The organism is Pontibacter sp. MBLB2868 (assembly GCF_051904785.1).
GTDB lineage: Bacteria > Bacteroidota > Bacteroidia > Cytophagales > Hymenobacteraceae > Pontibacter.
Genome location: NZ_CP196710.1, coordinates 2,962,098 through 2,988,060 on the forward strand (window position 1 = coordinate 2,962,098; position 25,963 = coordinate 2,988,060).

General features: G+C 46.2%; 24 protein-coding genes and 1 tRNA gene. 15 read left to right on the forward strand and 10 right to left on the reverse strand.

The window, feature by feature from the left end:
* Positions 1–86: 86 nt before the first annotated feature.
* Both recR and ACSX1A_RS12570 read right to left on the reverse strand, forming a co-directional pair.
* The gene (gene recR, locus ACSX1A_RS12565; RefSeq protein ID WP_439879990.1) at positions 87–695 is read right to left on the reverse strand and encodes a recombination mediator RecR; all 609 of its coding nucleotides are present in this window, start codon (positions 693–695) and stop codon (positions 87–89) included.
* Positions 696–708: 13 nt separating this feature from the next.
* Positions 709–996, reverse strand: a complete 288-nt coding sequence (locus ACSX1A_RS12570) for an ATP-dependent Clp protease adaptor ClpS (RefSeq protein ID WP_439879991.1) — start codon at positions 994–996, stop codon at positions 709–711.
* 272 nt (positions 997–1,268) lie between these two features.
* Between ACSX1A_RS12570 and ACSX1A_RS12575 the strand changes: the two genes are divergently transcribed.
* From ACSX1A_RS12575 to ACSX1A_RS12585, 3 genes are all read left to right on the forward strand, one after another.
* Positions 1,269–3,455, forward strand: a complete 2,187-nt coding sequence (locus tag ACSX1A_RS12575; RefSeq protein ID WP_439879992.1) for a S9 family peptidase — start codon at positions 1,269–1,271, stop codon at positions 3,453–3,455.
* A 108-nt stretch (positions 3,456–3,563) separates the two neighbouring features.
* A complete protein-coding gene (locus ACSX1A_RS12580) occupies positions 3,564–4,178 on the forward strand; it encodes a hypothetical protein (RefSeq protein ID WP_439879993.1) in 615 nt (204 codons plus the stop codon).
* 10 nt (positions 4,179–4,188) lie between these two features.
* Complete coding sequence (locus tag ACSX1A_RS12585) at positions 4,189–4,731, forward strand: hypothetical protein (RefSeq protein WP_439879994.1); 543 nt, start codon at positions 4,189–4,191, stop codon at positions 4,729–4,731.
* Here the strand turns inward: ACSX1A_RS12585 and ACSX1A_RS12590 are convergent.
* The 3 genes from ACSX1A_RS12590 to ACSX1A_RS12600 form a co-directional block, all read right to left on the reverse strand.
* Positions 4,728–5,498, reverse strand: a complete 771-nt coding sequence (locus ACSX1A_RS12590) for a DUF6503 family protein (RefSeq protein WP_439879995.1) — start codon at positions 5,496–5,498, stop codon at positions 4,728–4,730. The genes ACSX1A_RS12585 and ACSX1A_RS12590 overlap by 4 nt on opposite strands.
* Positions 5,499–5,610: 112 nt before the next feature.
* Entirely contained in the window at positions 5,611–6,273 is a 663-nt protein-coding gene (locus ACSX1A_RS12595) for a YceI family protein (RefSeq protein ID WP_439879996.1), read from the reverse strand.
* A gap of 45 nt (positions 6,274–6,318) precedes the next feature.
* Complete coding sequence (locus ACSX1A_RS12600) at positions 6,319–6,768, reverse strand: MarR family winged helix-turn-helix transcriptional regulator (RefSeq protein WP_439879997.1); 450 nt, start codon at positions 6,766–6,768, stop codon at positions 6,319–6,321.
* Between the two features lie 432 nt (positions 6,769–7,200).
* On the opposite strand from ACSX1A_RS12600, the gene ACSX1A_RS12605 reads away from it, so the two are divergent.
* The 5 genes from ACSX1A_RS12605 (at position 7,201) to ACSX1A_RS12625 (ending at position 13,641) form a co-directional block, all read left to right on the forward strand.
* Entirely contained in the window at positions 7,201–8,634 is a 1,434-nt protein-coding gene (locus tag ACSX1A_RS12605) for a dicarboxylate/amino acid:cation symporter (protein ID WP_439879998.1), read from the forward strand.
* A gap of 194 nt (positions 8,635–8,828) precedes the next feature.
* On the forward strand, positions 8,829–10,187 hold the full coding sequence (locus tag ACSX1A_RS12610; RefSeq protein WP_439879999.1) for a M16 family metallopeptidase: 1,359 nt from the start codon (positions 8,829–8,831) through the stop codon (positions 10,185–10,187).
* A 42-nt stretch (positions 10,188–10,229) separates the two neighbouring features.
* Positions 10,230–11,870, forward strand: a complete 1,641-nt coding sequence (locus ACSX1A_RS12615; RefSeq protein ID WP_439880000.1) for a M16 family metallopeptidase — start codon at positions 10,230–10,232, stop codon at positions 11,868–11,870.
* 192 nt (positions 11,871–12,062) lie between these two features.
* Positions 12,063–13,055 carry a c-type cytochrome gene (locus tag ACSX1A_RS12620; protein WP_439880001.1) on the forward strand — a complete coding sequence of 331 codons (993 nt, stop codon included), beginning with the start codon at positions 12,063–12,065 and terminating at the stop codon, positions 13,053–13,055.
* 154 nt (positions 13,056–13,209) lie between these two features.
* Positions 13,210–13,641, forward strand: coding sequence for an RDD family protein (locus tag ACSX1A_RS12625; RefSeq protein ID WP_439880002.1), 432 nt, complete (start codon positions 13,210–13,212; stop codon positions 13,639–13,641).
* On the opposite strand, the gene ACSX1A_RS12630 is transcribed toward ACSX1A_RS12625, so the two are convergent.
* The 3 genes from ACSX1A_RS12630 to ACSX1A_RS12640 form a co-directional block, all read right to left on the reverse strand.
* On the reverse strand, positions 13,638–14,918 hold the full coding sequence (locus tag ACSX1A_RS12630; RefSeq protein ID WP_439880003.1) for a DUF389 domain-containing protein: 1,281 nt from the start codon (positions 14,916–14,918) through the stop codon (positions 13,638–13,640). The genes ACSX1A_RS12625 and ACSX1A_RS12630 overlap by 4 nt on opposite strands.
* A 148-nt stretch (positions 14,919–15,066) precedes the next feature.
* Positions 15,067–15,654, reverse strand: a complete 588-nt coding sequence (locus ACSX1A_RS12635; RefSeq protein WP_439880004.1) for a SixA phosphatase family protein — start codon at positions 15,652–15,654, stop codon at positions 15,067–15,069.
* A gap of 53 nt (positions 15,655–15,707) precedes the next feature.
* Complete coding sequence (locus ACSX1A_RS12640) at positions 15,708–18,599, reverse strand: tetratricopeptide repeat protein (RefSeq protein WP_439880005.1); 2,892 nt, start codon at positions 18,597–18,599, stop codon at positions 15,708–15,710.
* Positions 18,600–18,860: 261 nt separating this feature from the next.
* Between ACSX1A_RS12640 and ACSX1A_RS12645 the strand changes: the two genes are divergently transcribed.
* The 4 genes from ACSX1A_RS12645 to ACSX1A_RS12660 all read left to right on the forward strand — a co-directional run bounded on the left by ACSX1A_RS12645 (position 18,861) and on the right by ACSX1A_RS12660 (position 23,071).
* Entirely contained in the window at positions 18,861–19,931 is a 1,071-nt protein-coding gene (locus ACSX1A_RS12645) for an NAD-dependent epimerase/dehydratase family protein (RefSeq protein ID WP_439880006.1), read from the forward strand.
* 115 nt (positions 19,932–20,046) lie between these two features.
* Positions 20,047–20,793, forward strand: a complete 747-nt coding sequence (locus tag ACSX1A_RS12650) for a glycosyltransferase family 2 protein (RefSeq protein ID WP_439880007.1) — start codon at positions 20,047–20,049, stop codon at positions 20,791–20,793.
* The gene (locus ACSX1A_RS12655) at positions 20,780–21,433 is read left to right on the forward strand and encodes a lipid-A-disaccharide synthase N-terminal domain-containing protein (RefSeq protein WP_439880008.1); all 654 of its coding nucleotides are present in this window, start codon (positions 20,780–20,782) and stop codon (positions 21,431–21,433) included. Before ACSX1A_RS12650 ends, ACSX1A_RS12655 begins: the two co-directional genes overlap by 14 nt.
* 6 nt (positions 21,434–21,439) lie before the next feature.
* Entirely contained in the window at positions 21,440–23,071 is a 1,632-nt protein-coding gene (locus tag ACSX1A_RS12660) for an ArnT family glycosyltransferase (protein WP_439880009.1), read from the forward strand.
* A 70-nt stretch (positions 23,072–23,141) separates the two neighbouring features.
* Here ACSX1A_RS12660 and ACSX1A_RS12665 read toward each other — a convergent pair.
* Both ACSX1A_RS12665 and ACSX1A_RS12670 read right to left on the reverse strand, forming a co-directional pair.
* Positions 23,142–23,223: transfer RNA gene (locus tag ACSX1A_RS12665), tRNA-Leu, on the reverse strand.
* 113 nt (positions 23,224–23,336) lie between these two features.
* Positions 23,337–24,050 carry a phosphatase PAP2 family protein gene (locus ACSX1A_RS12670; protein ID WP_439880010.1) on the reverse strand — a complete coding sequence of 238 codons (714 nt, stop codon included), beginning with the start codon at positions 24,048–24,050 and terminating at the stop codon, positions 23,337–23,339.
* Positions 24,051–24,149: 99 nt separating this feature from the next.
* Here ACSX1A_RS12670 and thpR point away from each other — a divergent pair, with 99 nt between their 5' ends.
* The 3 genes from thpR to ACSX1A_RS12685 are packed head-to-tail and all read left to right on the forward strand — an operon-like array spanning position 24,150 to position 25,952.
* On the forward strand, positions 24,150–24,695 hold the full coding sequence (gene thpR, locus ACSX1A_RS12675; RefSeq protein ID WP_439880011.1) for an RNA 2',3'-cyclic phosphodiesterase: 546 nt from the start codon (positions 24,150–24,152) through the stop codon (positions 24,693–24,695).
* A 56-nt stretch (positions 24,696–24,751) separates the two neighbouring features.
* The gene (locus ACSX1A_RS12680; protein WP_439880012.1) at positions 24,752–25,243 is read left to right on the forward strand and encodes a CinA family protein; all 492 of its coding nucleotides are present in this window, start codon (positions 24,752–24,754) and stop codon (positions 25,241–25,243) included.
* A 34-nt stretch (positions 25,244–25,277) separates the two neighbouring features.
* Complete coding sequence (locus ACSX1A_RS12685; RefSeq protein ID WP_439880013.1) at positions 25,278–25,952, forward strand: class I SAM-dependent methyltransferase; 675 nt, start codon at positions 25,278–25,280, stop codon at positions 25,950–25,952.
* Positions 25,953–25,963: the final 11 nt, after the last annotated feature.

Below are 25,963 nucleotides of genomic sequence, written 5' to 3' on the forward strand. Positions count from 1 at the left end.
TGTTAACCAACCTGTTTCAGGAATTAGCTAAAATAAAAAAGATACAGTTTGTAAACTGTATCTTTTCTTTGTCGCGTCTATAGCTACTACACTTTCCCGTAGACTGTTCGTTCTACAATGCTACGGCCAAGGGTTACTTCATCGGTATATTCTAACTCTCCCCCCACAGGCACACCACGCGCGATGGTGGTAATCCTTACCTGGTGGTCACGGAGTTTGCGGGTCAGGTAAAAGGCAGTGGTATCACCTTCCATGGTTGGACTGATGGCTAACAGCAGCTCCTTTACTTCAGATTTTGGCAAACGCTCCAAAAGCGACTCTATGTTAAGGTCAGATGGCCCAACACCTTCTATCGGTGAAATTACACCGCCCAAAACATGGTACAAACCTTTGTACTGCGAGGTGTTTTCTATGGCGATCACATCACGGATATCACTCACCACGCATATCAGGCTCTTATCGCGCAAAGGATTTGAGCAGATACTACATACCTCTGTATCAGAAATATTATGGCACTGCTTGCAATGCTTTACATCAGTACGCATTTTTACCAGTGCTTCAGCAAGAGAGAAAGTGTCTTCTGTTTGTTCCTTTAGCAGGTGCAGTGCGAGTCGTAACGCAGTTTTCCTGCCAACGCCGGGTAACTTTGCAAGCTCCTCTACGGCATTCTCAATTAACTTCGACGGAAAATCCATTAAACCTCCCCCACTATTCGATATCTGCTGAAAGATCTTTATCGTGCAGTGACGTACACATTCCTTTCAGTTCTTCAAAAGAACCAACCTTAACGGTGCATTTACCTTTGTAATGTATCAGGAGGGTGCACTGCTCTGCCTGCTCTGCTGTGTGGCCACAAACTTTGATGAGCGTCTCGATCACATGATCAAACGTATTCACATCATCGTTGTACACCACCAGGTTACGCAGGTCTGTGGTCTCCTCCAGCAGCTCTACCTCAAACTGTTCCTTATGAAAAATATCTGTATCCCAATTCATAGTGCAAAAATACAAAAAAATACGAATTAAACGAAGTAGCAACCTAAGTATTAACCTACTACAGGGGCCTGCTTCTACCCGCAAAGGGTATAGTTTTCAACAAAGGCTAGGGGCGTAAAATTCCGCATGTTTAGGTATTAGCGCTCCTTCTGTTGTTCCTGTGGCTAAACTTTTGACGCTCATATAAAAAGGCCTTATTTTTGCTCAATATTGATATAAAACCTTTCTTGCATATATAACAAGTGTATCCAAACTCTATAAACACCTTCAATATGACCTTTGCAAACCACTTCAGAAGGGTAACACTGCTCTTTGTGCTTTTGGCTGCTACCCTGCACCTACAGGCACAGGATAAGCTGTTAACCATGGAAGATGCCATTACCAATTCTGCCCTGCAACCAGAAAACCTACGCCAGCTTACCTGGATCGCGGGTACGGACGATTACTCATTTATCAAACAAAATAATGGGGAGCAGGTTTTGATGCGCGGCAGTGCAAAATCAGCCAGACCAACCGAAATCCTGAACCTTAACACTCTAAACAGTTCGTTAACAGCTACCGGAGCAGAAAAACTGAAATCTTTTCCGGAAATCACCTGGGCTGACGGAAATTCATTTGTTATAAACGCGCAAAATAAAATTTACCGCTATAACCTGAAGTCCGGCAAAACTGAAGTTATCACCACCTACTCTCCAGAAGCTGATTATACCGAACTGGCTCCTGGCCTGCAACGGGTTGCCTACACCAAAGGCAACAACCTGTTTGTATCGGCCCCAGGTGCACCTGATGTTGCCGTCTCGGATGAAGCTAATGTGGCAATTGTATTTGGACAAGCGGCACACCGCTCAGAATTTGGTATCTCAAAAGGTACTTTCTGGTCGCCAAATGGTAATCTGCTTGCCTTTTACCGCATGGATCAAACAATGGTAACCGATTACCCGCTGGTGGACATTAACCCGCTACCTGCGAAGCAGAACAACATCAAATACCCGATGGCTGGCGGAAAAAGCCATGAAGTTACGTTAGGAGTCTATAATGTTGCATCCGGGAAAACAATATACCTGAAAACCGGTGAACCGGCTGACCAGTACCTGACCAACGTTACCTGGAGCCCGGACGAAAAGCATATTTACATTGCTGTGCTTAACCGCGACCAGAACCACATAAAACTCAATCAATATAATGCTCTGACAGGTGCATTTGAGAAGACGCTATTTGAAGAAAAGAACGAGAAATACGTGGAGCCTGAGCACGGCTTATACTTTGTCCCGACCAAGCCGAATCAATTTGTGTGGATCAGCGAGCGTAGTGGATTTGACCACTTGTACCTGTATGATACGAATGGAAAACAGATCCGTCAGCTAACCGGCGGTAACTGGATGGTAACGGACGTGCTTGGCTTTAGCCCCAAAGGTGATGAGTTATACTATACTTCAACTGCCGAGAGCCCGTTGGAGCGCCATATTTATGCTGTTAACCTGAAAAATGGCAAAACGAAGCGTTTGTCAGAAGGTGCGGGCACGCATAACGCCCAATTAAGCCCAGGTAGCCAATACATCATCGACAATTACAGCAGCCAGACCACGCCTCGCAGAATACTGGTGCTTAACAATAAGGGCACAGTTGTAAACACGCTGCTGAATGCCAAAAACCCGCTAACGGAGTACAGGTTGGGCGAGACAACTATCTTCCCGATCAAAGCTGGCGATGGGACTGACTTATACGCACGCATGATCACGCCACCGAACATGGATAAGAACAAAAAGTACCCGGTAGTGGTCTATGTGTATGGTGGCCCCCACGTGCAACTGGTTACCGATAGCTGGTTGGGCGGAGCAAACCTTTGGATGCACCTGATGGCCCAAAAAGGTTACATTGTGTTTACCCTGGATTCTCGTGGTTCTGGTAATCGCGGACTTGCGTTTGAACAGGCCACTTTCCGCCAGTTAGGTACTGTAGAATTGGCAGATCAGTTGAAGGGGGTAGAATACCTTAAAACGCTGCCTTACGTGGATGCAAACAGGCTTGGTGTGCATGGCTGGAGTTTCGGAGGGTTTTTGACCACCTCTCTGATGCTGCGTGCCCCTGAGGTATTTAAAGTTGGTGTAGCCGGCGGCCCGGTTATCGATTGGAAATACTACGAAGTGATGTATACCGAACGCTACATGGACACTCCGGAACAGAACCCCGAAGGCTATAAAAATGCGAGCCTGTTGAATTATGTACCTAACCTGCAGGGCAAGTTGCTAATGATACATGGCACTGTGGATGATGTGGTCGTATGGCAACATAGCCTGCAGTTTGTAAAAAAAGCAGTGGACGAAGGTATTCTTCTCGATTATTTCGTTTATCCTGGTCATCCTCACAATGTTAGAGGCAAAGACCGCGTTCATCTTATGCGCAAAGTAACTCAGTACTTTGACGATAACCTGAACATGAAAAATAACAGTGCACTTTGACAGTAACCTGTAAAATTTATAATTTTGTGTGGGGCTGTTGCTTTGGCAGAGCCCCACACAAAATATAAGCTGCTTTTAATCTGGCTGTTATACAGCCTTAAACCAACTATGGATTTGAAAAAGAAAGCAGGCACCCCTCTGCCCCTCCCGGCAAGCAGAGCGGTTAGTAAAAAAAAATTGTCGGACAGCAACAATGACCTGAAGTATTGGTTATCCCTGCTCCCAGAAGAACGCCTAGCAGCGCTGGAGCAGTTGCGAGAGCACTACAGATTTTTAGTAAAAATGGAGCTGACACACGATTTTCAAGAGTTTATAAAAGTTATAAACGCCTGTGGAGCTGAATATTTAATTGCAGGCGGATTTGCTGTTGCCCTTTACGGTTACCCACGTTACACCGGAGATATTGATATCTGGATCAACCCCACTCCAGAGAACGCAGAAAAATTACTACCGGTACTGCAACAGTTTGGCTACACCGAAAACGAAGTTAACCAGGAGGACCTCACAACACCTGATATTGTAGTACAGTTGGGTTATCCGCCTAACCGCATTGACCTTTCTACGGGTCTGGCCGGTGTCGAATTTAAAACCTGTTGGGATAAAAAAGCCGTAATGCCCTTTGGAGATGTTATGGCCAACTTCATTAGCTTAGAAGATCTTAAGAAGAATAAGATGGCCACCGCACGCCAGCAAGATCTGTTGGATTTGCAAAATCTCCCATAACCAGACACTTATGCCAGCAGTCTCCCCGGCCTTTCGTAAGGCTGTTAAACAGTTAAGCGAAAAAGAAAAAGAAGCCATCATACTTAAGGCCGCCCGCCGCGATGCTGAACTGTACGATCTACTTTCGTATGAGCTACAGGAGTTAACACTCGAAGAATTGTTTGAGCAAAGTGCTGATAAGATACAGGAACTGCTGGTAAATGCCAGTGGCCGCAGCCTGGCAAAAGCCCTCACGAAAGCACTAAGAAAAGCTGTTAAAGAAATTGCCCGGTTCAAACGGATCACAAAAGATCCTAAATCAGAGATAGAGCTACACCTGTACACCCTGCGCCAGATTTTCAATAATTTCTCAGGGCAGTTCGATAGTTATTATAAAAGCTTTTATACTGCTACTGCGCGTCTGTTACTGCGCACCATACAGCTTATCCGTAAGAACCTGCACGAAGATTATTACCTGGAGTACAAATCGGAACTGGATGATTTCCTGCAGCAGATCCACAGCCGGAAAAAGCCTCTTACCTTCGCTCTGCCTCAGGAATTTGAGGTAGATTAATTTTCAGGCAGTTCACTTAACTGCACTTCCTCCAGGTTTATTTCTGACACCTTTTCCAGCTCGCCCTTCTCAAAGGCCTTATCGTAATTTTGCAGCGGAAAATCTTTTCTGGAAGTATAGTTGACATAATCCTGGAAAAGCACGCCGCCTATTTTGCGGGGATTAACAGCCTCCCGGAAACGCGAGCCTTTGCCATCCTCTTCTACATAACTATAAGCCAGGTAATCCATCGTATGCTTCTTCTGGTGAATCCAGTAAACATATTCGTCTTCATGATCCTCACCTCCTCCGTTTTGCACAAAGGTAACTTTCACTTTATAGTATGGCTCTCCCTTAACCTTTGCCTCTCCAAGGTAGGCCTTCTTTACCGCAGCATCATTTAAAAAATACGGCAGTAGTGCGAAATATATGACAGAGTTAACGGAAGCACTATAGGCATCTTTACGTTCCTGTGGCAGCTCCACCTTTTCCGAATCAACAGTCCTGGTAAAACCACTGTTGGTCAGTACATCATGTATCCGCTGCCCTGTAGAGTCGTCGGTAAACGTGCGGCTATACAAATAAGCATCTTTATCGCGTAAGGCCCGGTACTGTTTGTCGCGCAGCCTGAAGCTTACCACTGCCTGATCCAGGTTGGCGCCTCCATGTGCAGCGATGGCTGCATCAACAATTTCCTGCGCGTTTGGCTCGTCATCGCTGGAGCAGCCAGGCAAACAGGCCAACACAAAAACACATAATAAAGAGAGGAGCAGTCTGATAGTATTCATAAATAAGCCTCCTGAATTTTGCCTCTAGAGTAAGTATAGCCGAAAGATAAAAAGAAAAGCCGGTATGCACTTCGTTAAGTGCATACCGGCTTTTAAGTGTGCCTGGTTCTGGTTACTGCTTGGCAGTTACATCCAGCGATACCACGAAATCATCATAAATGGCTTTATCTCCTAAATTATCGAAGAAACTGTTTGAGCCATAACGAATATCGAATTTAGAACGGTCTACGGTAACATCTGCCTTCGCAGTAGCTACACCATTCTTTACACTGATAGTTGCTGGGAAATTGATAGCCTTTGTGATGCCTTTAATAGTCAGGTCACCTGTTACAGTGTAATTTGGCTGGCCGGCAGTTGCTCCAGCAATTGGCTTTACATTGGTGATGCTGAAAGTAGCTGTTGGATGCTTCTCTACACTAAAGAAATCATCAGACTTCAGGTGGCCTACCAGCTTTTTATTATAATTAGCATCCTGAATGTCAGTACAAACAATCGAGCTCATGTCTATCGCAAAGGTACCTCCGGTAACTTTGTTACCGTTAACCAGCAGCTGGCCTTGATTTACGCCAATAGTACCAAAGTGCTCTCCGGTTACCTTCTTGGCATGCCATTTAACTTCGCTCTTAGCTACATCTACTTTATAAGTACGCGCCTTAGCAGCAATAGCAACCTCAGTAGAGATAGTTTTCTCGTTGTTGTTTTTTGAGATGTTGCCGGCGTAGGCCGTAAACATTAATGCACTCGCAAGTGAAGCTAGAATTGTTAATTTTTTCATGATCCTTTAAATAATTATCGCTTTGTTATAATAGTTGTTTTAAGTTTAGTCTCTGATCTTATCCAGAAGCGTATTCAATTGCTCTGCTTCCTGCTCCGTCAGGTTCTTTATACCTGTACCTACACCGCCCTCCATAGAGTCCATCTCACGTAACAGCGCCAGCCCTTTGTCTGTGATCTGCACATCCACTGTGCGACGGTCAGCAGGGCATTGTTTGCGTGTTACCAGGCCTTTGGCTTCCAGTTTATCCACAATTCGGGAGGCATTGGAAGTCTTGTCAAGCATTCTCTCGATCAGCAAACTGATGGTTGCCGGCTCCGGGTATTGTCCGCGCAGTATCCTCAAAATATTAAACTGCGGAAGCGTAACCCCAAAAGGCTTGAATAATGCCGCCTGCTGCTGCTGAATCCATCCAGAAGTATAGATCAGGTTGATATTTGCTTTCTGGTAGGCACTCTTAAATGAGCGCTGCTTGATCTCATCCTCAATCTTCATGCTATACAAATAAGGTAATGGTGGTGCAAATATATGTACATACATTTAATGTACAAACATATTAACAATTTTATTATTAAAAGGTTTCACAATAACGTAATTTTTTGGATTATACATATCATACTGCTCCGCACATACGCATAGAAGATGCAGTATATTCCAGCCAAAACTTAAGCCCTCAAAGTGTCCCGCAAGAGCAATAAGCCAGTAATACAGGTTGATTGCCTATACTTGCACGCTTCTTCTTCAGAAATAAGTTTCAGATTCCCCTCCGCCCTATTTGGCAATGTGCGGGAAGCACCTATATTTGCTAAATTTTTGTAGGTATGCCATGTGATTTTACCCCTGATCAAGGGTCTTTCGCAGTGCTTACCACACAAGTATCTTTTATCCCGGCAGTTACTCTGAGTACCTGTCTTTATAAATTCTTTTATGAAGAAGTCATTCTTACCTTTGGCGACACTCGTGTGCGTCACATTGGCTGCCATTCTTACGGTGCTTCAGCAGTATGGCGTCCTTTCATTGCCATCTGAGGTACTGATGGCTATACGCTGGGCAGGCATTGGTGTATTGCTGATGTACGGACTACAAAAACGCTCACTTACCACCTGGATCCTTGTCAGTATGGTAGTAGGCGCAGAGATCGGTTATGATTTCCCTGCTTTTGCCACAGACCTTAGCGTGCTCAGCAAGATATTCCTCAAGCTGATCAAAACAATTATCGCGCCCCTTATTTTTGCCACTTTGGTTGTAGGTATTGCCGGCCACTCCAATTTAAAGCAGGTGGGCAGCATGGGCTGGAAAGCGATCCTATACTTTGAGATAGTAACTACGCTGGCCTTATTTATAGGCCTGGCTGCCATAAATCTTACAAAAGCCGGCGAGGGCATAAGCATGAACCTGGCTGAAGTAAATAATGAGATTACAGCACAGCCAAAGCAAACCGCTACAGATATAATTCTTCATGTTTTCCCGGAAAACATAGCTAAGTCTGTTGCTGAAGGACAAGTATTGCAAATTGTGATCTTCAGTGTGTTGTTTGCCATTGGCCTGGCCATGGTTAGCGAGAAAAAGCGGAAGCCCATGCTGGATTTCTGTGAGAGCCTCTCCGAAACTATGTTCAAGTTCACCAACATTATCATGTACTTTGCTCCTATTGGTGTTGGTGCCGCTATAGCCTATACTGTAGGGCACATGGGCTTAGCAATTCTGGTAAACCTGTTCCAGTTGCTGGCCACCCTGTATGTAGCTCTATTTGCTTTTGCAGTACTGGTGCTGCTACCGGTTGCCCTTATTGCCCGTGTTCCGATCAAACGTTTCCTGAAAGCTATCTCAGGTCCTGTTTCCATTGCCTTCGCTACCACAAGTTCTGAGGCCGCACTGCCACGCGCTATGGAAGAGATGGAGAAAATGGGCGTACCACGTAAGATCGTAGCCTTTGTAATGCCAACCGGTTATAGCTTCAACCTGGATGGCACTACCTTATACTTAGCACTTGCCTCTGTATTTGTGGCCCAGGCTGCAGGTATTGACCTGAGCTGGGAACAACAGCTGGTAATGGTATTTACTTTAATGTTGACCAGCAAAGGGGTTGCAGGTGTGCCACGTGCATCTTTGGTTATACTTTTAGGTACTGTAGCATCGTTCAACCTGCCTGTGTGGCCTGTATTTGCCATACTTGGAATTGATGAGCTGATGGATATGGCCCGAACTTCTATCAACGTAACAGGTAACTGTCTTGCAACCGCTGTTGTGGCCCGTTGGGAAGGAGAGTTTAACCCACAACCTGAAGTTGGACTGGTAGAGTCAAGTAATGAGGAAGCAAGCCCGATACAGGAAGAAGACAGAGCTGCTGAACTGGTTTAAACTGTTACCATCCATATAATGCAAGAAGCCCGGCTATCAAAGCCGGGCTTCTTGCATTATAAAGCGTTAGGAGTACAAATACATTCTACACCAATTGTTCCGGAAGCGTATCATTTGGCAGCGATGCCCGTTTCAGGAATATTCATGTATATAAATTTGCCAGTAGGCAGTACACTAACTCAAAAAACTATCATATGAAAAACAGATTAGTAGCACTGCTGCTCCTTTTTGTTTTTGCCCTCTCTCCGGCAATAGCACAGCAAAGCAGCCAGAAAGACAAAATCCTGCCCTATCCTATCCACCAGAAAAAGCTAAGCAATGGCCTGAATATAGTTACGGTGCCTTATAACAGCCCTGGACTAGCGGCTTTTTACATTGTGGTGCGTGCAGGCTCCCGTGAGGAGGTAGAAAAAGGGAAAACCGGATTTGCCCACTTCTTTGAGCACATGATGTTCCGGGGCACAGAAAAGTACTCCACAGAAGATTATGGCGACATTATGAAGGCCATGGGTGCCGCCGCCAACGCCAACACCTCCATCGACAGAACGGTATACCACATGACGGGTAATGCTGAAATGCTGGATAAAATGTTTGAGATAGAGGCTGACCGCTTTCAGAACCTGAAGTATAGCGAACACGACTTTAAAACGGAGGCCGGAGCCGTAAAGGGTGAGTATACCAAAAACTCAGCCAGCCCGTATCAGCAGCTGTATGAAAAACTTGTAAGTACAGCCTTTAAAAACCATACCTACTCCCATACCACCATGGGTTTCTTTGAGGATGTGGTTGACATGCCAAACCAGTACGACTACTCGCTTACATTTTTTGATCGTTTTTACCGCCCGGAATACACAACTATTGTGGTGGTAGGCGATGTAACTCCGGAACGGGTGAATAACCTGGCGCAGCAGTACTTCGGTGATTGGAAGCGTGGCACTTATAAGCCTGAGATACCAAAGGAGCCAAAACAAACCGAAACCCGCTATGCGCATGTAAAGCAGCAGGGCTTCCCGCCATACCTAAGCCTTAATTTTAAAGGCCCGGCTTTCTCTGACAAAGACAAAGACCTGCCTGCGCTAAGTATACTTTCCACTATTCTGTTTGCAGAAAACTCTGACCTGTACCGCAAGCTGGTAGTTGACGAACAAAAGGCACGTTTCATAGCTGGTGGCCCGCAGTTCTCCCGCGATCCTAACCTGATCTCGGTAGCTGCTTCGCTGCTGAAAGCTGAAGACATGCAGTATGTGAAAGACGAGATCATGAAGACGTTGAACGAGGCAAAAACGAAGCCGATTGACGCAAAAAAGATCGAGGACACCAAGTCGCGCATTAAGTATAGCTTTGCCATGAGCATGGACAGTCCGGATGCTATTGCCAACTCACTGGCACGTTTTATCTGGCTTAGCGGTGACCCTGAGTCGCTGAATAACATTTACAGCGTGTTTGATACCATCACGGCACAGGACCTGATGAATGTTGTCAAGAAGTACTTCACGCCACAGACCATGACTGTGGGCACTATTGCCCCGACAGATAAGTCGCCGGTAAAGTAAGAAGCACGGAAAGAAATGTTTAAAGACATGAAGATAAGAAGTATGAAAAAAATAGCTGCATATATACTACCACTGGCTTTACTGGCAGTTTCCTGCGCCAAGCAGCCCCAGGTATCACAGCAAACCACCGAAACTGAAACGACGGCACCCGCTACAACAGCCCCTGCCCCTTACGATGCCAACGAGGCTTTCGGGCCAGGCAAAGTGGTAGAACTGAAGCAACCGGAATCCAATAAAGTCATCATCAAACTGATGTTCAAGAACGGCTCTATGTCTGACCCCAAAGGGAAAGAAGGCCTTACTTATACTACTGCCCAGATGATCACAGAGTCAGGCACCAAGGACATGACCATATCCCAGATAAAGGATAAGATCTACCCATGGGCCGCAGATTACTATAACAATGTAGATAAAGAGGTAACGGTGTTCACGTTTGCCGTTCACAAGGACTTCCTCAACGACTTCTACCCGATCTTGCGAGGCCTGTTGCTGAACCCTGCTTTTGCAGAAGAGGACTTTAAACGCGTAAAGTCAAACCAACAGAATTTTGTGGACCAGGTAATACGAGCTTCGTCTGATGAGGAGTATAGCAAAAAAGCGTTGGAGGACTTACTGTTTCGGGGCACCAACTACCAGCATGTGGTAGAGGGCACTTCGGCTAGTGTACCTAATATTACCCTGGAAGATGTAAAGAACCACTGGCGCAACTACTTCACACAGAACAATGTGCTGATCGGGATTGCCGGTAATTACAGCGATGATTTTCTGAATAAACTGAAAGCTGATGTGGCACAAATGTCTGATGTGAAGCCAAACCTGCCAAAGGCTGGGGAGCCGAACAAGCCGAATGGCCTGCAGGTGGAGATTATCAAAAAAGACGATGCACTTGGCTCTGCCATTTTCACGGGCACCCCTATGCCGGTAACACGTTCTGCCGACGATTTTGCAGCCCTGATGGTAGCCAACTCTTTTCTGGGTGAGCACCGCAAAAGCTACGGCAAACTGTATGATAAAATACGCACTACCCGCTCTATGAACTACGGCGACTATTCATATATTGAGTGGTATGACCAGGGCGGCAGTTTTCAGCTACCAAACCCGGGAGTACCGCGCTCCTCCAACTATTTTGCCCTCTGGATACGCCCGGTGCAGATAGCTGAAGGCCTTAAAAAGCAGTACTCCGAACTAAGCGACATTAATGTTGGACATGCGCAATTTGCACTGCGCCTGGCTATTCGTGAAGTGGATAACCTGATCAAGAACGGGATGACACAGGAGGAGTTTGAACTGACACGCAAGTTCCTGAGATCATACATAAAACTGTACATACAGACACAGGAAAAGCAGCTTGGCTTCCTGATGGACTCCCGCTTTTATGGCCGTAAAGACTACATCCAGGAGCTGGATAGCTTGTTAGCTAACCTGACTGTGGAAGAAGTTAATAATGCCGTGAAGAAGTACTGGCAGACAGAGAATATGTTTATCACCATTGTAACCGATGACAGTGAGGCTGAACCTCTGAAGCAGGCACTACTCAATAATACGCCATCACCAATGAGCTACTCTAACCTTGTAAAAGAAGGTTTGCCCAAGGAAGTACTGGCCGAGGATGATGTGATCGCGAACTATAAGCTGAATGTGAAAGATGTGAAGATCATTGACAGCAAAGACACCTTTAAATAGACTTCCATAACTTCTTAAAAAAGCCGCAGACTATCCGTCTGCGGCTTTTTTGTTGCTGTTTACTCAGGCTATAATAGCTTCTGCTAAAGTGCTGAAAAATTGCCTACCCCGTTAAATTGTTTTTCTAATATTTTTTATAAACATTTACTTATGATACTACCGTAAAGTATCTTCCGCACAAAATTAAACTTTATGAAAAAAGCATTAAAAATTGTTGGCTATGTAGTTATGGTCATAGTGGCCATAGCAGCCGCAGCAGTTCTCTACCTGCAATATGCCTTCCCGAAGGTTGATGCAGCGCCAGCTATCGCTGTCCCTAAAACTCCTGCTCTGGTTGAGCGTGGTGAATACATTGCCAACCACGTTGCCGTGTGTATCGATTGCCACTCCACACGGGACTGGAGTCGCTACTCCGGGCCCCTTGCACCAGGCACTGAGGGCAAAGGTGGCGATATATTTGACCATTCACTTGGCTTCCCGGGCACCTTCTATGCAAGAAATATTACTTCGGATAAAGAAACAGGTCTGGGAAACTGGACAGATGGAGAAATTTATCGTGCCATGACCAAAGGTGTAAGTAAAAATGGCGAACCGCTATTCCCGCTTATGCCTTACAAAGCTTTTAACCAGATGTCGAAGCAGGACATATATTCAGTTATCGCCTATATCCGCACCTTGGCCCCCATTAAAAACAAAGTCCAGAATTCAGAACCAGACTTTCCGATCAGCCTGATTATGCGCACCATGCCTACAAATGATGAGTTGAATGTGGTAGAGGAAACAGCATTGGGTAATGAGGTTTTACGAGGCAAGTACTTGTTGACTATCGCCTCCTGCTCAGATTGCCACACACCCCAGGAAAAGGGTGCTCCAATAGCAGGTAAGAATTTTGCCGGCGGTATGGAGTTCCAGTTTCCGAATGGCAGCGTGTTGCGCTCTGCTAACATCACACCGGACAAGCAAAACGGCATAGGTGCCTGGAGCGAAGATGACTTTGTACATCGCTTCAAATCATTTTCAAACCCTGAAATGGCACAGAAAGTTGACATGAAAGCCATGAACACTGTTATGCCCTGGACCATGTATGCCGGTATGAAAGAGAAGGATCTAAGAGCTATTTATAAATACCTGAGAACAGTGGAACCTAACAATAACAAAGTTGTGCGCTTTACAGCTGCCCCTTAACATACCTGATTCTCATGCAAAAAAGCCACCTGTGTACTGCCAGGTGGCTTTTTTGTTTTTTATAACTACCTTTTATTCATTTACTTCCTTATTTGTGCAACCAACTATCCAACACTTAGTATACTAAAATGCAAAAGTTTCTTAAAAATAATACATGCAAGCACTTTACACTCAGACAGATAAGAATATTGAGCTTGCTGATTTAAGTACACGCATCATAGCGTTTACTTTAGATGTGCTACTGTTACTTACTTTAATAGGAATAACGGATTACCTCACTTTCAGCAGCAACGATCAGGCCTATTTTTTTAAGCCGGAACGCTTTCTCCACTTTTTGTTGGGGTGGATATACTTTGCCGGTATGGAAACCTGTGCATGCCAGGCTACATTAGGCAAATACCTGGTAGGGTTAAAGGTAACAAGCGACGACGGAAAGCGAATTTCTTTCAAAAATGCCACGATACGTTATTTTGCGAAACCGGTATCATTGGTTCTTATACTTGTTCGGTTCGCTTTCGGCATGCACCACATCTCACGAAAAACATTTCATGACAGGCTGGCAAACTCACAGGTCATCAGCCGTTAGTCCGTCTTATCTTTGCCCGGGTAACTAAGCATCGTAATATCAAACATAGGGGAAGAGTTCAGGTCTTTTTCTTTGATGCGATCATATAACATGTTCTGCACAATTATTTTTACTTGTTCATCCGGTAAAGAGTCGTTTCGGTTATACAGATACAGTTCACAAATAACCGGGTTCATGTTTGGCAAGGTTCCCCGGGTGTAGCGGGCATTGGCTTCTATCGTTTCAATATAATCCAGCTTCTTCAGCTCTGCCTTCATCGTATCTGTTATCTCTGTAGCCAGGCTTGCTTTTTGAAGCACAGGTTGATTGGAATACTGCCAATAGAGTAGGCCGGCAATTATCAGCACAGACATTATCATCGACAGCTTAAACACATATTCACGTCCGGAGGCAAACCGGACTCCCTTGATTGTTACTTTACCCAAAAATCTGAATACCAAAGCTGCAGACAGCTGTATGCCAGCCAATTGCAGTATAAGCAGAAAAATCCCGCTCCTAACAAGCTGCCAATTACCGAAGTTTAAAGCCATGCCAATAAGCCCGGTTGGGGGCGCAAGAGAAGCTGCCACTAGCATTCCTACTGCCGCACCGGCTACCAGGCTATCCCTTTCCGATTGCACCAGGTTAATGCCACCGGCAAACCCTGCTACTAAAGGCAGCAACAGCGTGATCTGCGAGATATGGCTTACACTGACCATCATAGGGGTTGCATGGTCTTGGTTTACGAAAAATGAGAGCAGAAACGTAACTACAATTCCCGTGAAAATAGCCAGAAAATAACGGCCAAGGCTACGCTTAAGCAAACCAGCCTTTCCGGCGGCGGCGGCAAGGGCCGCATTCATGGCCGGACCCGCAAAAGGCGCTACAAGCATAGCTGCCACTAATAAATACGTGGTATTGGTATACAAACCTATCCAAACTAATACACCACCGGCAACCGAATAGCTGATCAGGCCAAATTTTGACCCTACGCTCTGCAAACCTCCTAAGTATATTTCTATGGGGCTACGGTAGGTCACATCTTCTACCTGGTCAGGTGCCTGATCCTTTGGAGGATACAGGGTAATTATTCCTCTCGGAACCAAACTGATCTCTGCTTCTTCCAGGTAACTTATACTTTCAATAAAGCTGCTTACAGCTTTGTTGTTCAAATGCACCCGCACCAGTTCACCTGTATCAACTTCCTGGATTGTGAGGTTTTTCCCAGCTTTTTCTTTTGCTTTCTTTATTACTTCTTCTCCCTGCCCTTTAGCTACCTTAATTGTGAGTTCACGCATAGTTGTGTTATTTTAACCCTACTACGCAGCCATACCTGCTTTGTGTTTTACACAAAGCCATGGGCTACAAAACAGAGATAGCCTGCTGGTCCGGACCAGCAGGCTATCTCTGTTTTGGCAATTACAGTAAAAGCGTCTGAAGCCGCCCTTACTCCGTTTTAGCGCCAAAGTTCTCCGCCTCTACAGTTGCCGTGCCATCCGGGGCAACTATAACTTTAAAGATATAGTCGTACTGGCGTTCGGCAATGTCCGGCACAGGGCGCCTTGCCCCAAAAGCTTCGACGAGAGGTAGCAGGGTATTCGAGTGGCCGGCAACAACAACAACCTCCCCTTTATGCTCCTGAAGTATCTTGCTTTCCAATCCATTAAAATCATGCGCATCATACTCGATCACATCCAATTTCCGCGCTTGCGCAAGTGGTAGCAGGGTATCTTTGGTACGCTTATACTTTGTAGCGTAAAGTGCCCCTATCTTCTGGCCTTCCAAAAGAGAACGCAAGGCTTCGGCTCTTGCTACACCGGCTTCTGTTAAGCCCGGATCCTGATCAGAAGGGTTAGAAATATCTTTCTCGGCATGGCGCACCAGGTAAACTGTTGTCGGCTGCGCCACAATTTCATTTGGTTCCGGGTTAGCAACAGCAATTGCCCCCTCGTTACCAGACGGCATATTACGGCAAGCCGATGCAGCAAAAATTAGCAGTAGCACCCATGCTTTCAGAAGTAAACGTAGCTTCATAAATGAGTTTTAATTTGGTTAGTTAGTGTTATATGAGCGTTTGAAACACTAGTTTACAACGAAATATGCTCTTTGCCAAAACTTTGTAATTTAGCCGCCTCCTGCTGCCGGCCCTCCTCCAGTAGCAGGGTAGCAAGTTGGTTTCTTATTTCCAGTTGATAAGGAAAAACACGTAAGGCTGCTTTATAGGTTTTAATAGCTTTTCTCCTTTTTCCCTTTGCCTCAAGTATCCTTGCTTTTGCAAAGGTTTCCTGTGCCGCCTGGTAGGGAGTTGCAGGAGCAGGTAACTGTGCCAGAAGCTTTTCGGCTTCATCTGTCTCACCCAGGCCGGCATAAACGTGAATTAATTCGTATGGCTGCTCACGCAACTTTACACTGTTATCAAGTATAGGCCGAACAGCAGCCCGGGCGCCTTCCTTATCCCCTGTCTGTAATTTATAATCAGCCATGCGTATCATAAAGTCCGGACGTGGATTGCCAGCAGCAGCAAGTATGCGTTGTGCTTCCTGCAGCGTATTAAAGGCTTGCTCATACTTCCCCTGAGCTGCCAGTACTTCAGCGTATTGCCCGCGTAAGTCGAAGTTCTGGGGTTTGAGGGCCACCAGGTCAGCAAGCACTTTCACGTCTTTGTCAGATCGCACTGCTGTGCCCCGTAGCCAGCTGGCAAATGCCAGTGCTTCATCACGGCGGTCTCGGAGGTATGTGGATTGCGTTGGCGCATTGGCACCATAGGCTACTGCCACTGCTACAGCCTCCGGCACCATTCCATAAGCCAGGTAGAACTCCCGGAAACGCTCATTGGTATATGCGCGCATCAGCAGGTCATCCTCTAGTACCAATGCCTTCTGATAGCGCTCTACCTGTTGCTGTACGGCTTTGTCTACGCTCAATTTTCCATCCCGCCTTTGTGCCTCCAGCAATTGTGCCTCAGCCACGTAAATAGGTGCGTAAGCGTCATTCACCCTTTTGGCCTTCTGCAACCACTCCTGGGCTGCATCATATTTCTTCTGCTCCTGCTTTACACCGGCATAAGCAATCAGGGCTGGCTGATACGCATCATCCCAGATCAACGCCGTATCTAGTAAGGCAGCAGCATCGGTATACGCTTTCTTTTGCTTTGCTTCCTGCGCCAGGTTCAGGTAAACCTGTGCCCAGTTGCTGGCCATAACCTGCTTATTACCGGCTAAGTATGCCCGCTGCCTTGCTACCAGTTTATCCAGGAAAGTATAAAGTTCAGGATCTTTAGTTTTGAGATCGGCAGTCGTGTTGATCGATTTATGATTGAGAGGGTGTACTTTAACTGGCTCAAAATATGCCGGATAGGTTTGTGCCAGGTATTCGTGCTCGTTGTTGGCTGAATAGTAATCCAGGGTGCGGCCCTCTTTCATGGCATTGTAGTAAAGGCGACGTACCTCCCTGTTCTCGGCATCGGTAAAAACACTGCCGTGAAACAGGTGCACGTACTCGTGCAACACTACATTCCGCTCCAGGTAAGAACCACGCACCACATACTCAATCGCTGCAGCTCCACTCCCCACTCCCCTTATGTCCATCCACTGCCGATTATCAAATGTTGTAGCCTGCCGAAAGAAAGGAGAGCCCATGGCTATGGCTAAGTCCGTGTGCAAAGGGGGGATCACAAACTTTTCGCTTTGCTTCGACAGGAAAGGGAAATACACAATACTTTCATATAGCTGCGCCCACACCATTTTCTGCACCTCATTACCCGGATAGTAACTCACATCCGGAAACACCCTGGCAAAGTTCTCCGGATCTTTAATAACCGTTTGCTGTACTACCTGCTGCAATGAGTCATACTGATGCAGGTAAGTTAGCTGCTTCTGTTTGATTACTGCAGCAAGAGCATTGTGGGCAGGTCCGTAATGTTTCTTTTTATCCAGGATGTGCTTAAAAATAGCTTGTGCCGAATCGAGGCGCATGTCGCGGTCCATGTCAAAAGCCATGTAATAGGCTGAGCCACGCAGCATCGCCGGTAAAACAGAGGCAGGGTATTTTTGCTGTACTTTTCTTATCTCCGTCAGTGCCTGGCTGATCTTATTTTCCGACAGAAGTTTATCGGCTGGTTTTAATGCCTCCCTGACCTGTTCATCTTCCGGCTGGGCATAGTCAGCGTAAGTGAGGTTGGTATGACCGTTGCCCCAGTGCCAGTGCGTAACATAATGCAGCGGGTTTAGCTCAAGTGCCAGCTCCCACTGCGCTGCCATGTCATCCAATTGTGTGGCATCTACTCTCCGCCAGATCGCATACCCGTAGTTGAAGCGTGCATCGGCATTAAATGGATTTAAAGTAAGGCTGGTAATCAATGGTTTCTCGGCCAGTTCAGGCTTCTGATTCCAGAAATACACATCGGACTCCAGCAGATAGGCGTTCGCATTCTTCGGATTCCAGTTTTGCACCTTCCTGGCCCACTCCAGCGCCTCATCATATTTCTTCTGCAACATCAGGATACGGCCTTTCGCCAGCGCAGCCGCTTCCGCTTTCGGGTTACTGCGCAGCACCTGTTCTGCATCAGCCATTGCCTTGTCCAGTTCCCAGCCCTGCACGTGCAGTTTACTCCTCAGCAGCAGCGCATCTTTTTGTTCCGGATTTTGCTGCAGCACCTCCTTTACTAACTGCTCTGCCTCTCCAAAGTCGTTCCGCAAAATTGCCAGCCTTGCTTTTACCAGTTTAAGTTGTGCCGTGGGCTTAGCAGTAGACAATACATTTTCAGCCTTTTGCCACTCCCCTAGTGCTAACAACTTTTCTGCTTTAACCGCTGGCGGCAAACCTGATGACTGTTCAACCTGCCTCCGCTCCGTTACCAGTTTCTGCATAACAGCTGCCACATCATCAGGGTGTTGTGCAAAAGTAAGTACCGGCAGCGCGCAAAGCATCGCCAAAAGATAAACTGCTATCCTCTCCCGTATCCGAAGCATGTTCCGCATTATAGTAGTATTGTAAGTAAAGCAGGTAAATGTTTTATCTCATTACCTTAAAAGTACCCTCTACTGAAGGGCTTGTACAAGGTTAAATTTAAGAACTTAGAGGATCTGATGAAAGTATAAATCAGCATGTTTGATTTGGAGGGCATATTTCTTAATAATTAGTTCAGCCTACAGCTTTTTACAAATTTTAACAGTAGTTTTGGGTTTTTAAACTGTGGGAACTCACGCCCATACAAGTAGTGTTTTTACCTACTAACAAGCATGGCAGAGAAATTGCGAATTCTGGTAACTGGTAGCGCAGGCTTTATTGGTCATCACCTGATGATGGCCATAGCACGCACTGGTAATGTTGCAACTGGTTTAGACAACATCAATGACTACTACGACCCTGAACTCAAGTTCAGCCGCCTGAAAGTACAAGGTTTTGAAAAAAACGACCTGCAGCCAGGCGTACTTGTAAAAAGCAAAACCCTCCACAACTTATCTTTTATCAAGCTCAGTTTAACAGATACCGCCGAACTTCAGCGGCTGTTTCAGGAAGAGAAATTTGACATAGTAGTAAACCTTGCAGCTCAGGCCGGGGTTCGGCATAGCATTGAGCAACCGCAGGTTTATATCAACAGCAACCTGGTGGGTTTTGCAAACCTGCTGGAATGCTGCAGAAATGGACAGGTGAAGCACTTCTTATTTGCCTCTTCCAGCTCAGTCTATGGTCTGAACGAGAACATTCCTTTTAAAACAGACCATAAAACAGATTTCCCGATCTCACTTTATGCTGCCACTAAAAAAGCAAACGAGGTAATGGCCCACAGTTATGCCCACCTCTACGGCATACCTACCACCGGACTCCGCTTTTTTACCGTGTATGGCCCCTGGGGTCGTCCGGATATGGCTTGCTACAGCTTCACAGAAGCTATTAGCACCGGAAAGACAATTAAGCTTTTCAACCACGGCAACATGCTCCGCGACTTCACCTTTATTGATGATGTGACAGAGAGCATCATGAAGTTGCTGACAATTGCTCCTGTAGCTGGCGCAACTGCTGGTACCTCCGCCGCATACAAAATTTTCAATATCGGCAATAACACCCCGGAGCAGCTCCTGGACCTGGTTGCAAACCTTGAAAACCTGCTTCAGACAAAGGCAAAACTGGAATTGTACCCCATGCAGGCAGGAGATGTGCTGGAAACATTTGCTGATGTGGATGACTTGATAACAACAGCAAATTTCAGCCCCCGCACACCGTTATCTGTGGGTCTAGCTAAGTTTGTGGATTGGTATAAGGCATATACAGGTGTAAAAAACGTATCGGTAATAAAGGAGCAGCAGTAGCAGACCTCCAGTAGTTTCTACCTGCAGCATATTAACAAGAATGGCCGCCTGTTGAAAGTATGAATTGTGCCGCACAAAAAAGTATAAAAACCACTTAAAAAGGGACACACTAATTATGGATCCTCTTTCACTTACGATAATAGTTCCTGTTTATAACGAAGAAGGCTGCCTGGAGCGGCTTTCAGAAGCTTTGGATGCTTTTCTTGGTCAATCGCCGGTTCCTACTCAAGTGCTATTTGTAAACGATGGCTCAACAGATGCGAGTCTGTCGCAGATACGCGAGATATGCCACAGCAGAATAGGTTATAGCTTTATTTCGCTGAGCCGTAACAGAGGCCTGAGTACTGCTATTAAAGCAGGTATAGACCATATCCAAACCACACACATCGGCTACATCGATTCGGACCTGCAGACATCTCCTATGGATTTTATGCTGTTCTTCGAGCACTTGCCGCACTACGATATGGTGATCGGCATCCGCGCGAAACGTAAAGACACCTTTATCAAAAAGATATCTTCTAAAATCGCCAACGGATTCAGAAGGTATATGATAAACGATGGAATAAAAGACACTGGCTGTCCGCTCAAGATAATGAGTACTGCCTATGCCAAGCGTGTGCCTTTCTTTGATGGTATGCACCGTTTCCTGCCTGCCCTGATCCAGTTGCAGGGTGGCAAGGTAAAGCAGTTGCCGGTACAGCATTTCGAGCGTTTTGCAGGTTATTCAAAATATCACCTATTCAACCGCCTTTGGGGGCCGTTGAACGACACCTTTGCTTTCAGGTGGATGCGTAAGCGCTACATCAATTATGAGATTGCTGAGGAATTCGCAAATGAGCCTGTCGTAAATGGACATTTCTGAAACGCTGATCTACGGAGTGGGCCTGCTGGCCCAGATACTGTTCTCAGCACGAATTCTGATGCAGTGGATTGCTTCTGAAAGAGCTGGAAAAGTACTTTCGCCGGCCTCTTTCTGGACAGCCAGCATGCTGGCATCTGTGCTGCTGATGGCCTACGGGGCCTTGCGAAATGATATTGTCATTATAGGGGGGCAGTTCATTTCCTATTTCATTTACATGCGCAACATCAAGCTCAAGAATATGTGGGAGCAAATTGCCGCTCCCATACGTTGGGCTGCCGTTATTTTCCCCTTTGTGGCTGCTGCCTGGCTCATGTGGAGTGAAACATACAGCTTCAGCTACATTATGGAGCACAGCAAAATATCTGGCGCCCTGATTGCCTGGGGTGGTTTGGGCCAGTTAGTGTTTACCCTCCGCTTTGTATACCAGTGGTACCATTCTGAACGCGCACAGGAATCCATCCTGCCGAATGGGTTCTGGATCATTAGCCTGATAGGCAGTCTGATGATCATATCCTATGCTGTACTGCGCATGGACCCGATCCTTTTCCTGGGCCAGATTTTTGGGGTTGTAGCGTATAGCCGCAACTTTTACCTGGGCGTACGGGAGCAGACAGCCCAGCAACAGTCCTCTACAAACTAAACGTACATGTTTGATAGCAACACCCTGCGTAGTGGCCGTGTTTTAAGCGTACTGCTGCTGCTAATGTTTCTGGTCCTGATCTACAACCTGGGCGGCTGGGGTGTAATAGAAACGAGTGAAGCCCGTTATGCCGAGATCAGCCGCGAAATGTGGCAGACAGGTAACTGGTTCCACCCGCGCCTGCTGGGCATCCAGCATTTTCATAAACCTCCTGTTACGTACATCATCTCTGCCATTGGGATGGGTATTTTTGGCCAGAATGCCTTTGGAGCTCGCTTTTTCCTGCAATTATCACTGATCGCTCAGGTATGTCTTGTGTATCAGATCGGCAAAATTCTGTTTGCAGACAAAAAGCAGGCTCTGGTCGCAGCTATTATCTTCCTTACAATACCAGCAGTTTTACTTGCGGCCCGTAACCTGACCACCGACTCATTTCTGACTACCTTTGAACTGGCTGCCATATGGTGCTGGCTAAAGTATAAGCAAAACAACAGTGTAAGCTGGCTCTATCTTTTTTACCTGCTGCTGGCATTCGGATTTCAAACCAAGGGCCCTGTAGCCCTGATCTTTCCGGTGCTTGTCGTGATAGGCTATGGAAACAGGGCACTGCCAGAAAAAAAGCCTGCTGCCTGGCACCACCTGCCGGGTATACTATTATTCCTTCTGGTGGGTGCCTCCTGGTTTATATACCTGATGCTGCAGAACAGCGCGTTTGCAGATTACTTTCTGTTTAAGCATACTGTGGAGCGTTATACAAACCCAGAGGCATTCGGACGATCAAAACCGTGGTGGTTTTACCTGGTACTGGCTCCAGCACTGAGCCTCCCGTGGGCTGCTATACTTATTGCTAAGATCCGGAAATTAAAGGAACTCCCATCACCGCTTAAGCGCCTTTTTATACTCTGGCTACTCGTTCCGATGGTGTTTTTTTCCATCTCCAGTTCCAAACTTATACTTTACATACTTCCTCTTTTTGCAGGGCAGGCACTTCTGACGGCCTGGCTGCTTTTCCAGTTGCACCCGGAAACAGTGCAGCAGGCGGCCCACTGGAGCATCGGTTACCTGCTAATATTGGCTGCGGCGTTGTTGCTGGCACCGCTCCTGCCGGTTGGCATTGCCTTGCCGGGGTGGGCTTTGCTCTTCCCGGCCCTGATGCTGGTTTCACTCCTGGTTATTTTAAGATCTCATATCCCGCACCTGCATAAGCTACTGACAGGTGTGTTGGTCTTTACATTTTTACTGGTGCCTTATTCCACGCACTTTATGGGCAGCAATTCGCTTCTTATCAATAGCAGCAGGTCTATAGCGGAATTTGTAGAACAGCAAAACTTACAGGAAAGGCAAATTATAGTCTATAATCAATTGTTGCCTTCTCTGGCCTTTGAGCTGAACCGAGATATTATTTCGGTTGAAGATGGTAACAGCAACCTAAACCGTGAAGTGCAATTTGAAGGTGACCAGAAATGGCGTAAGTTATTACTGCAGTTAGAAAGACCTCAGGATGTAACTCGCTTTCAGAGACTGTTACGGCAAAAGCCTGTACTGGTGGTTAAGGATGAACTTCCGAAGGAGAAGGAATGGATGACGGCTAACTTCAGCCATAAGCAACAGTCTGGCAAGTGGTGGATCTACTATTAGACTTACCCTGAATGGAATAAAAAAAGAGGCTGCTTCTTATAAGAAACAGCCTCTTTTTATTAAAATAGTGTGCGCACGGGGAGATTCGAACTCCCACACCCGAAGGCACAGGCTTCTGAGACCTGCACGTCTACCAGTTTCGCCACGTGCGCGCTGGTCACTAAGTTAAATAAAGTCCCAAAACCCTTTAACCCTTTGTTCATTGGGATTGCAAAGGTAAGACTGAAATTTAAATCTGCAATATCTTCTATAAAAAATATTTTAATTACGCCGGCGTTTCTTCCTCTACAACAGGATCTATTTCTTTTTTGGTTACTTTTTCAATTCTACGTAATGACCAGATGCCTATCACCACCCACAAAAACCCAGCAGCAAAACCAGCCACTACATCTGTGGCATAGTGCACCCGCAGGTATATCCGGCTAAAACCAATGAGCAACACAAATACGGCAAGCAACGCAATAAGTGTATTACGCAAGGTTTTGTTGCTCACGTTATGCCATACCAGGTAAATAAGCAGTCCATAAAAAGAGGCCGCCACCATAGAGTGCCCACTAGGGAAACTCAAGCCGGAGGCTTCTACCAGCGGAGTGATTGGTCGTGGCCTGTCAAAAAAGAATTTTAGCACTACGTTTAAAGTAATGCTACCAAGCGCCACCACTGGCACTTTAAGAGAATACCAGCGGTGTTTACGTATAAAAAGGAAGTACGCCACCAGGAGCAGCGCCGCAGGTGTCAGGAATTGTCTTGAAGCGAAAAAGGTGATAAACCTGATAAACTGGCTCAAAGCAGGGTTCGAAATATCTTTTGCAAACCCGAAGGCTGCCTGATCAAACGCTATAGGGTCACCTTCGAGTACTTCACCACCAATTATGAGAAATGCAATAATACAGACCAGGAAAAGCCCCCAAACAATGAGTAATTCCACTGTGAAAAGTGCTGATTCCGCTACTATTTTTTTATAAAACCGTCTGATCATATTTGTTTACTCAAGTTAAACTTTCCAAAGTAAAAGTTAATTGTAAGTTAATTGCATTAAAAAATATGCTATTTAGCATAAGTACGTATATTTAAAACTATGAAAGACAGTATCAGGTTGTTTGTTGCGGCAACTTTGCCCGATCTGCTTATTGAAAAACTAGAGGAGCAGCTACAACAATTCAAGCATTCGAATATCCGATTCATGCCTGTGCAAAACCTGCACCTTACCCTTTATTTCATAGGAAACGTACCGGCAGAACAACTGCCCGCTATTAAGCGCACCCTCCAGGAGGTTGCCCGGCATCACCAGCCATTCATCTTAAGTTACGCACAAACAGAGCCAGGTCCTAACAGCAGGAAACCACGCCTAATCTGGGCAAGATTTGCTACTCACAAAGCATTTGAGGCCCTTAGCCAGGAGTTGACGGATACGTTAGCAGAAAAACCTACACAACCAGTTAAGGCCATTCCGCATATTACCCTGGCAAGGTTCCGGAAAGACAAACCCGCCCCCCCAAACTTACCTGCAGTATCTTTCCCGGAGCCAGTACATCTTCAAATAAATGCAATCTCGCTCTGGCAGTCGGAGCTGGCTTCGCCGCATCCGGTATATACTGTACTGGAAACTTATGCGCTGGGTTAAAACCTGCTTTGGCCAAAATCAGTAAGATAAACACTCTTACCTGAACCTGAACAACGATGAACCAGACGGAACTAACAAGTTTAGTGATGGACCTGAAAGATAAAGGACTGACAGTAGCCTTTGCCGAAAGTTGCACGGCAGGCTTGCTTGCTTCAGAGTTTGTAAAAGCCAAGGGCAGCAGCGAAGTACTGAAAGGTAGTGTTGTGGTATACCAGCCGGAAGTCAAGAAGAAGCTGTTGGGTGTAAAGTCTAAAACACTGGAGCTATACACCCCTGAATCGCAACAGGTAACAAATGAAATGGTAATGGGGCTGAAAAAGCAGATGGGAGCCGACATCAGCATCGCGACTACCGGACTGGCTGGCGAAGGCGGTTCTGAAACTCCTGAAAAGCCCGTGGGTACCATGTTTGTGTCTTTCCTGTATGATGGGAAGGCCGAGGAATTCAGAGAGGTTTTTAAAGGCAACACCGAAAGTGTACGAAAGCAACTGGTGGACTATGTTTTTATAAAACTCCAGGGTATACTCAAAGAGCATTATAACCGCTAATGTTTTATCTTAGCCTTTTCTAAAAATAAGCTAAGTGCCCTCACACCTCCCCGACAGCGGTTTCCATTATGCAGCGCCATTTTATGACAAGCTGGCAAAACTGGTGTACGGCAGCGCTTTACAGCAGGCGCAACTTGCACTATTTCCCTTTCTTCCTCAGCAGGGGCGGGTGCTCATAATTGGTGGTGGCAGTGGCTGGATACTGGAACAGCTGACACACACAGGAAAGAAGCTGGACATTTTGTACCTCGATGCCGCTCCGGCCATGCTGAAACTGGCACAGGCAAAGTATAAAAAACTTCACCAGCAGCACAACTGCTCCGTTGCCTTCAGGCTTGGCACCGAACAAAAGATAGAGTCGCAGGAACAGTTCGACGTGATCATTACCCCTTTTCTACTCGATCTTTTTCCGCCACAGCGCCTGCACCAGCTCATGAGTAAACTTAAGCATGCATTGCCCCCTGACGGACTCTGGTTGGTTGCAGATTTCTGGCCAGTGCTGCAACACCCGCCGCTCTGGCAAAGAGCTTTAGTTTGGGCTATGTATACTTTTTTCGGGGCAATCAGTAGTGTACAAGCAAAACAACTTCCTGATTATGCTTTTCACTTTAAAAAGCTGAACTTAACAGAAAAGTATAGCCGCAGCTTTTATGGCGGCATGGTCCAAGCTAAGGTGTTTGTTAACTGCCCTCAGAATCCATATATTTAGATCTTTAAGTA